The 8,682-nt window shown below is 44.5% G+C and carries 9 protein-coding genes; 6 read left to right on the top strand and 3 right to left on the bottom strand.

Annotation, left to right across the window (positions count from 1 at the left end; all coding sequences use genetic code 11):
- Window positions 1-137: 137 nt before the first annotated feature.
- From QUA02_RS31005 to QUA02_RS31015, 3 genes are read left to right on the top strand one after another with little or no spacing between them, the layout of a single operon-like run.
- On the top strand, window positions 138-503 hold the full coding sequence (locus tag QUA02_RS31005) for a hypothetical protein (protein ID WP_333033462.1): 366 nt from the start codon (window positions 138-140) through the stop codon (window positions 501-503).
- A gap of 23 nt (window positions 504-526) precedes the next feature.
- Window positions 527-2,044: a class I SAM-dependent methyltransferase gene (locus tag QUA02_RS31010; RefSeq protein ID WP_333033463.1), complete on the top strand. Its 1,518-nt coding sequence runs from the start codon at window positions 527-529 to the stop codon at window positions 2,042-2,044.
- A complete protein-coding gene (locus tag QUA02_RS31015; RefSeq protein ID WP_333033464.1) occupies window positions 2,041-2,661 on the top strand; it encodes a Uma2 family endonuclease in 621 nt (206 codons plus the stop codon). Before QUA02_RS31010 ends, QUA02_RS31015 begins: the two co-directional genes overlap by 4 nt.
- Window positions 2,662-2,761: 100 nt before the next feature.
- Here QUA02_RS31015 and QUA02_RS31020 read toward each other — a convergent pair whose 3' ends face one another.
- The 3 genes from QUA02_RS31020 to QUA02_RS31030 all read right to left on the bottom strand — a co-directional run bounded on the left by QUA02_RS31020 (window position 2,762) and on the right by QUA02_RS31030 (window position 6,905).
- The gene (locus QUA02_RS31020; protein WP_333033465.1) at window positions 2,762-3,589 is read right to left on the bottom strand and encodes a class I SAM-dependent methyltransferase; all 828 of its coding nucleotides are present in this window, start codon (window positions 3,587-3,589) and stop codon (window positions 2,762-2,764) included.
- Window positions 3,590-3,667: 78 nt separating this feature from the next.
- Complete coding sequence (locus tag QUA02_RS31025) at window positions 3,668-4,933, bottom strand: ABC transporter permease (RefSeq protein ID WP_333033467.1); 1,266 nt, start codon at window positions 4,931-4,933, stop codon at window positions 3,668-3,670.
- Between the two features lie 151 nt (window positions 4,934-5,084).
- On the bottom strand, window positions 5,085-6,905 hold the full coding sequence (locus QUA02_RS31030) for an efflux RND transporter periplasmic adaptor subunit (RefSeq protein ID WP_333033469.1): 1,821 nt from the start codon (window positions 6,903-6,905) through the stop codon (window positions 5,085-5,087).
- Between the two features lie 211 nt (window positions 6,906-7,116).
- On the opposite strand from QUA02_RS31030, the gene QUA02_RS31035 reads away from it, so the two are divergent.
- The 3 genes from QUA02_RS31035 to QUA02_RS31045 form a co-directional block, all read left to right on the top strand.
- Window positions 7,117-7,395, top strand: coding sequence for a BrnT family toxin (locus QUA02_RS31035; RefSeq protein ID WP_333033472.1), 279 nt, complete (start codon window positions 7,117-7,119; stop codon window positions 7,393-7,395).
- Window positions 7,373-7,636: a BrnA antitoxin family protein gene (locus tag QUA02_RS31040; protein ID WP_333033473.1), complete on the top strand. Its 264-nt coding sequence runs from the start codon at window positions 7,373-7,375 to the stop codon at window positions 7,634-7,636. The genes QUA02_RS31035 and QUA02_RS31040 overlap by 23 nt, the downstream gene beginning before the upstream one ends.
- A gap of 507 nt (window positions 7,637-8,143) precedes the next feature.
- Window positions 8,144-8,682, top strand: a 539-nt coding sequence (locus tag QUA02_RS31045; protein ID WP_333033474.1) for a DUF8189 domain-containing protein, incomplete at its 3' end; no start/stop codon positions are given.

Raw genomic sequence — 8,682 nt, forward strand, 5'->3', positions numbered from 1 at the left:
TCTGATTTTTCGCTCATCTGACTACATTACCATATTTCTCGGCTCTCACTCTCACTATTTTTCACCTGAATCCTTACCTTGCAACAATAGCTCGACAAGAGGAGATCATAAAAGAGCTACGAGAAGAAATTGAGAGTTTGATAATTATAGATCCGGATAATGATGGAATAATCTTAGAAGATTATAATGATTTAAGTTTATTAGAATATTATAATGATTTAGTTTATTTCGTTCAAACATCTTTAGGAACTTCAGGTATAGAGGAATTAGATGATTGGGGAAAAACAGAAGAGTTTTACATAGAACTTATCAGTAGACTTTGTTTTATCGATACTATACTCATAACTAAAATAAAATCCTTGGAATATAAATTCCATCCCGTTTATAAGGAATATATTGCTGCGAGTTTAGATATTAGCTTTAGCTATCCCGGTGATTTTTTGTTTTGGAGTAATGGCGAAATGTGGTGGGAACTAAGTTATTTCTTCAATAATAAGTTGTAATTAAGAGTTTATCAATCTAACCGATGAGTTACACCCATCGCAAAATAAAACTAGAATACGGCGATTTTCAGACACCGCTGGAATTAGCTGAGATGGTGTGTCGGAAATTGATAGAACTTGATGTCAACCCCAAAGTCATCATTGAGCCCACTTGCGGGATAGGTAATTTCATTAAAGCTGCTGCAAATTCGTTTCCATCGGCCAGCAAGATTATCGGGGTTGAAATCAATCAAAGTTATTTAAGAGAATTAAGAGCTAAGCATGAATTGTTACAGGATGGAAGATGTGAGGTTAAGCACGGAGATTTTTTTGAGTTTGACTGGACATCATTAATCAACCAATTTAATCATAGACTGCTTGTACTCGGCAACTTTCCTTGGGTGACCAACTCGCAACAAGGAACTATTGGTAGCGACAATTTACCTAAAAAAAACAACTTTCAAAGTCACATCGGCTTAGATGCTCTCACAGGTAAGAGTAACTTCGATATCTCAGAATGGATGCTAATTCAGGCGGTGCAATGGCTGCAAAATCGCAATGCGGATCTGGCAATGCTTTGCAAAACTTCCACTGCTAGAAAGTTATTGAGTTACATTAATTCAAAAAAACTTAATCTCGCTAGGTGTGCAACTTACACAATAGATGCTAAAAAGTATTTTGGTGCAAATGTGGATGCCTGTTTGTTATACTGCAAGTTTGACTCAAGCTCACAAAACTACTTCTGCGATGTATTTAGCAGTTTAGAAAGTTCAGAATGCCACCGAATCGGATATCAAAAAAATCTCCTGATTAAGGATATAGACTCTTTCAATAAATTGAGTAATTTATATGCTGTAAATTCAGGAACGAAATGGCGATCTGGTGTAAAGCACGACTGTTCTGGCGTTATGGAGTTTCGGAAAATTGATAATTTGTTTGTCAATCGATTGGGAGAAGCTGTTGAGCTTGAGGAAACTTATCTATTTCCGCTATTTAAAGGATCTGATGTTGCTCAAAATCGCATTAATGCTACCGATCGATATATCCTAGTTACTCAAAAATTCATCGGTGAATTAACCGAAAATATCAAAACTATAGCTCCTAAAACCGGACGTTATCTAGAGAAGTGCGGGCAATATCTAGATAATCGGAAAAGCAAAATTTATCAAAATAACCCTCGATTTTCGATTTTTGGAGTAGGCGATTATAGCTTCAAACCTTGGAAAATTGCGATTTGCGGGCTTTATAAAAAATTGGATTTTAGGTTAATCGGTGAAATAGCTAATAAACCTGCAATCTTCGATGATACTGTTTACTTTCTCAGCTTTGACAGCGAGAGAGTTGCACGTCAAACTTTTGAGCTTTTGAATTCACCGGCGGCAATTAACTTTTATTCAGCGATCGTATTTTGGGATGAAAAGCGCCCGATTAAATCCAGTATTTTAAATTGTCTGAATCTAGCACTACTGGCAGATTCGGAATTTGTAACCGCAGATGCACCCCGATATACGCAGATAGATAGAGATATAATTGATATTATCGGTAATTCTGAAAACCTATGACTCAAGCTTTACCCAAGCTCGTAAACTTCGAGGAATTTGTGGAGTGGCTGCCTGAAAATTCGGCGGTACGCTACGAACTGCATAATGGAGATATTGTTGAGATGGCACAACCAGTAGGCGAACACGAGGAAGTTAAAGGCTTTCTTACAATCGAAGTTTCCTTTGAAATCAAACGTCTGAGATTGCCATACAGTATCCCCAACCAAGCGATAGTCAGGCCTCCTGAAAAAGATTCTGGTTATTTCCCTGATGTGTTGGTGCTGAATCGTGCAAATCTGGTGAACGAAACTTTGTGGCAAAAAAAATCTATCCTCAGCTTGGGTGCATCGATACCTTTGGTAATTGAGGTTGTGTCAACCAATTGGCGCGATGATTACTATTTAAAATATGCTGATTATGAGGAGATGGGTATCTCTGAATATTGGATTGTGGATTATGCTGCGTTGGGTGGACGCAATTTTATTGGCAATCCCAAACAACCGACGATTTCCGTGGGTAACTTGGTTGATGGTGAATATCAAATCCTCAATTTTCGAGAGAACGATCGGATTGTGTCGCAAACTTTTTCTGATTTGAACCTCACCGCAAATCAGATTTTTCAAGCTGGTTTAGTGTAAGGTGATATCTGGTAGATTTGGATTTTTTAACCGCAGATGCACACAGATAAACGCAGATGAGTACAGTTAGATGTTAACTTGGCAGGGAGATTGTAGGCTGCTATTTTTGACCGAATACGTAAAAAGTGGTGATGTCGTTCCAAATTCCTTGTTCGGTTTGCAATGCTTCTAATTCAGCCTCAAACTCAGCCTTGGCTTGTGCTAATTGCTCGCTTGAAAGTGTTGATAATGGGGGTGGATATTGTCCGGGGGCGGGATGGGAATTTCCTGCCCACATGGCTTTGGCTTTTTCTAAACTGATATAGCTGCCGTCTTGATCGATTTGAATTTCTATTTCTTTAAATCCTGCTTGTTGAAGTAGGTTTCGGCACTTTTCAACGGTGCCTGTGGGTTTGCTCATATTGAAGGAAATGCCGTATTTTTCGGCTACTTTCTGCGTGACAACTCCGCCCACAAAAGCGGTGTCGGCGAAGGCATGAATGCCGATGATTCCCCGTGGTTTGAGAAATGTGTGCCAGTGAGTGAGTGCTGCGTGCAGATCCGACATCCAAATGAAGGCTGAAGAGCAAAAAATGCGATCGCAACTATTACCGGGAAAGTCGAGATTTTCGGCATCCGCCAGCAAAAATTCTGTATTGTTGAGATTTAATTCTAGAGCTTTGTTTCTAGCTACATCGAGCATTCCAGCCGAAATATCTACGCCAATAACCCGACCCTCAGAACCGACAATTTGAGCGGCTGCGATCGCCACATGACCCGTTCCCGTTGCTATATCTAAAATCTGCTGTCCGCGATTCACTCGCCCGTATTCTACCAGACGGTGAGCAATTTGTAAATGCCAATCGCTATTGTCATAGGTTTGACTTCTGCAGGTGTACAAATCTGCGATTTCTTGCTTGTATTTGTCTAACTTAGGTTGGTTGTTCATCAATGTTTTCTCAGTAGAAATTCACAGGCGAGACGCCTGTACCACCTCTAGGGTGCTTATGGCGCACACAGAGGCTTTTCAATCATTCCGCAAGGCTGCGATCGGATCTAAGCGAGCGGCATTCCGAGCCGGCAATACTCCAGCTAACAACCCGACGGTAAAAGATAGCCCAAAACCTGCTGTGATCGACCATACAGAAACCACAAACGGAAATTTGAACGCTGTCGAGGCCCCAAAGGCGATCGCAATTCCCAACCCAATTCCCGCCGTTCCGCCCACCGTGGAAACTAAAATAGATTCCGCCATAAATTGAATGAGAATTGCTGCATTAGTAGCGCCTACCGCTTTGCGAATCCCGATTTCCTTAGTCCGTTCCACAACAGACACCAACATAATATTAGCAATACCGATGCCGCCAACCACCAAAGAAATTCCGGCGATCGCTCCCACCATAACCGTAAATAAACCTATGACATTGCTGAAAGTATTAACGATCTCAGCTTGATTTACAACTCGAAAATCATCCGGTTGTGGCGGATAAATATTGTGGCGCAAGCGCATGATATTTTCCACTTGAAATTGAGCATCCGCTAAATCCGCTTCGCCCGCAGTTTCCAACCAAAAACCCGATATCGCAATCCCCGCTAAAGAATTTCTCCCCACAATCCGCGAAGACATATTTTTGAGAGGAATATACACTCGATCGTCCTGATCGGTTCCCCCTACAGACCCCTTGGTTTCCATCACTCCAATGACCTTGTAGCGGTTTCCCTGAATGCGAACATCCGCCGATAGCGCATTAGCGCCGACTCCAAACAGGTCGTCTCGCACCTTAGAACCGAGGACAACTACTGGCTCAGCAGCATTCAATTCATCCTCATTAAAAAACCGTCCTGCTTGAGGTTGAATGTTCTTCACATCGGGATAATTTAAATCCGTTCCCAAAATAGCAGTAAATGAATTTTGCCCGCCATAAACGACTTGCACTTGGCGCTGCAAATAAGCCGAAATCGCCTTAACTGCGGGAGCTTGTTTGCCGATCGCCTTAGCGTCATCCCAAGTAAGGGTAGTAGCAGAACCGCTTCCCTGACTGACACCGCCCGATCGCGCAGCGCCGGATAACACCAACAGCACATTTGTACCCAAAGCCTTTAACTGTTCTTCAGTTGATTTTTGTACTCCCTGTCCCACCGAAGTAATCGCAATTACCGAAGATATCCCAATAATTACGCCCAGCATAGTTAAACTGGTACGCAATTTGTTATTCCACAGCGCCTCTGTCGCCATGAAAGCGATTTGAACGTTAGAGATTTTGTTGGGGCGGGGGCGAGTCTGTAATTTCATATTATTATTGATTGGGCATTGGGCATTGGGCATTGGGCATCGGGCATTGGGCATTGGGCATCGGGCAATTAAAACTTTCTTCCTTGTTCCTTCTTCCTTTTCCTCCTTCGCGCCCTTCGCGCCTTCGCGGTTCAATAAAAAAATCAAAACCCTAACGCAAGCGCGTTCCGCCACCCGGTTGCAAACCCGGAATCCCCCCCGGCGATGGATTTTGGGATCTAGGCCGCGATCCGGGGGGGAAAGTAAGCAGCACTTTTTCATTTCCTTTCAAACCAGATCGCACTTCCGTCTTGTCATCCACCGTCATACCAGTCTTAATCGGCATAAAAGCAGGTTTGCCATCTTCTCCACCGGGAACAAAAACCCCCGTTTCCCTTTGTTGGCGGACAATTGCCGCAGTCGGGACTACCAAAACATTTTTAAGTTCACCGGCCTTAAATTCCACATTCACATTCATACCCGATCGCAGCATTTCTTTATCATCATTAATAATTGCCGCTTTGACCTCAAAACTTGTCACATTTTGCAGGACGATCGACTGAGGCGAAATTTGACTGATTTTACCGGCAAAAGTCTTGCCCGCAAAAGCATCGGCTTGAATAGACGCAGCCTGGCCGATCTGAATCTGAGAAATATTAGTTTCTGCGACGTTTGCTACTAATTGATTTTTTGAAGCTAAGGACAAAATCGAAGAAGAAGTCGCCGAAGAAACCGCACTACCTGCAGTCGTGGGAGTCACAAAAGCGCCCGGATCGGCGTACTTGCGGGTGACAGTGCCGGTGAAAGGAGCCCGCAGCACAGTGTCGCCGATCAGCGCTTGAACGCTTTGCAGGCTGCCTCTAGCGGAGAGAACTTGGGCGCGGGCTTGGGCGATGTCTTCGGGGCGGGAACCTGCTTCTAGCAGCGCCAAAGCTTGCTGTTTTTGCTCGACGGCGGCCTCCCCCGCAGCGATGTCTTCCGGGCGTGCGCCCGATCGCGCCAGGGCCAAAGTTTGCCGTTTTTGCTCCACAGCAGCCCGCCCCGCAGCAATTTCTTCGGGACGTGCGCCCGATCGCGCCAGAGTCAAAGCTTGCCGTTTTTGCTCCACAGCAGCCCGCGCAGAAGCGATTTCTTCGGGGCGAGTACCCGCTTGCAGCAAAGCTACAGCTTGTTCGGCTTGTCTGACTTGCGTTTGAGCTCGATCGCGCGCGGTGCGGGAGTTGTTCACAACTTGCAAAGCAAGGGCTCCGGCATTATAGAGTTCCTGATTTCTCTGAAAGTCTTCCTCAGCTTGGTTTTTGGCGTATTCAGCATCTCTGAGTTTGGCAATTGCTTGGGCGATGTCTTCAGGGCGATTGCCCTTGAGCAATTTTTGTAAATTTGCCTGTTGTTCAGCTAGTTGTGCCTCAGCAACGGCAATATCCTGGCTTCGATTGCCGTTGAGCAATTTTTGTAAATTTGCCTGTTGTTCTGCTAACACTGCCTCAGCGACAGCAATGTCCTGGGTTCGATTGCCGTTGAGCAATTTTTCCAAACTTGCCTGTTGTTCTGCTAACACTGCCTTAGCCACAGCAATGTCCTGGGTTCGAGTGCCGTTGACCAATTTTTCCAGGTTTGCTTCGGCGGCTGCGAGTTGTCCGCGAGTTTGGGTAAGTTGCCCTTGGAGGTTGGAGTCGTCCATGTAGGCGAGAATCTGCCCTTTTTCAACCTTATCTCCTTCCTTGACAAGCAAACTTTTGAGCATTCCTGAAGTTTTGGGGCTGACGTTAACGGAACGTTCGGGCACAATTGTGCCGTTTGCCGAAATTGTAATCGGCAGGTTCACCTTTTCGACAGCAACGGTTTTTTCCTTGCGCCTGGTTTCGCGGCTGGATTTGACTGCGAGTTGGCTGTAAGCTGTGTAGCCTACTCCTGCAAGCAGGGAAGCGGCGAGGAGTCCGCTAACCCACGGAGTCAGCTCTTTTTTAATCTGAAAGTGCTTTACTAAGTACATATAAATTAGACATATCGGGCGTCTGTTCAATTTAGACCGATCGGGAACAGAAAAGGTTCAATTGAAGTCTGACTAGGTTTTTTCCCGTGTTTAATGCTTGCGCGCGATCGAGTTTAGATCCCAACATCGATCTCCAGTGCAGATAAAACCTGTTCAGCCAAATGCGTGATAATGAAGGAAGATAGTTTAATCTGGCATACCCTAATCCTTCATGCAATTTGAGTGGGACGAAGCGAAAAACCTTGAAAACATCCGTAAACATCAGATTGATTTTGCCGATGTTCCCGCGATGTTTGATGGTGAAATGCTGATTGAGCTAGACGATCGTTTTGATTATGGCGAAGATCGCTGGTTTGGAATCGGTTTTCTCGGTTCTGGAATAGCGGTAGTAGTCTGGACAGAACGTCAAAACAATGTAATCCGAATCATTTCAGCGCGAAGAGCTAACCGTCATGAGCAGAAACGATTTGAACAGTACCTCTGGTACTAACTGGGCCGCCTTAGAGTCAAGGTCAGAAGAGAATATCGACTACTCAGATATTCCACCGCTGACCGATGAATTTTTTGAACGAGCGACTTTACGTATTCCAGCCGCTCAAGCCCACAACTTAGTTCAGCTTGATCCAGATGTGAAGCAGTGGTTTGAGGCTCAAGGAGAACAGTATAAAACTCTAATTAATAACGTTTTACGCCAATATATAGAGAAACACAAAACTCAGCACTCAGCATAACTCTGCGTTGCAACAGACGAACTCAATACTCTGGTATGGATAGTTAAGTTTGTATCATGACCGTTAACTGTAACTTTTTTTGGCATGGGTGTGACGCGATATTTGCCTCCTTTCCCCGATCGAACCATGATTATTTGGGTCTGCTGGAAATCGAGGTCTTTAACGCGCTGTTGTAGGCATTCCGTAAACTTTCGGGCGCCCCTATAGGCACGATATTCAGAAAGTTTCGTGCTATCATCTAGAGGATATACGGAAATTTTCCGCCTATCTCCCCTCCATGGTGTTTATACGGAAAGTTTCCGCCCAATAAGAAGTTAGCCTGCTAGGTTATCTGTCAGGGTGCAATCGAAAAGTTATCGGTAGGGCGCGATCGCCAAATGTGCAAAGGTTGAGTAAGAACCGTGAATCTACTGTAGATTCTTCCGGTTGGATAGAAAGGAGTTTTGTATTTACTACGAAGCGGAAATTACTCCTTGTTAAGTTAAGACATTTAGTAGAAGGTTAAGTATGTCTTCCTTTGTAGTGAATCAAGATGGTCGTCCCGAATGCTTTGTGATTGGAAATGATCAAGCAGTGTGGCATCAGTGGACAGATAAAACAGGAACATGGGGACCATGGGCTAGCATGGGCGGACAATGGAAACAACTTGCTGTCATTGCTAATCAAGATGGTCGGCTTGAAGTATTTGTCATTGGAATGGATGATGCTGTCTGGCACGCTTGGCAGACTAAGCCGAACGGCAACTTCACTGGCTGGGCTAGCATGAGCGGACAATGGAAACAACTTGCTGTAGCTGCCAATCAAGATGGTCGGCTTGAAGTATTTGTCATTTCAATGAGTGATTCTGTTTGGCACGCTTGGCAAACTAAACCGAATGGCAACTTTACTGGTTGGGCTGATATGAAGGGGCAATGGAAACAACTTGCTGTAGCTGCCAATCAAGATGGTCGGCTTGAAATATTTGTCATCTCAATGAGTGATTCTGTTTGGCACGCTTGGCAAACTAAACCGAATGGCAACTTTACTGGTTGGGCTGATATGAAGGG

It is taken from the genome of Microcoleus pseudofavosus SVA1_A4 (assembly GCF_036700565.1).
Classification (GTDB): domain Bacteria; phylum Cyanobacteriota; class Cyanobacteriia; order Cyanobacteriales; family Microcoleaceae; genus Microcoleus.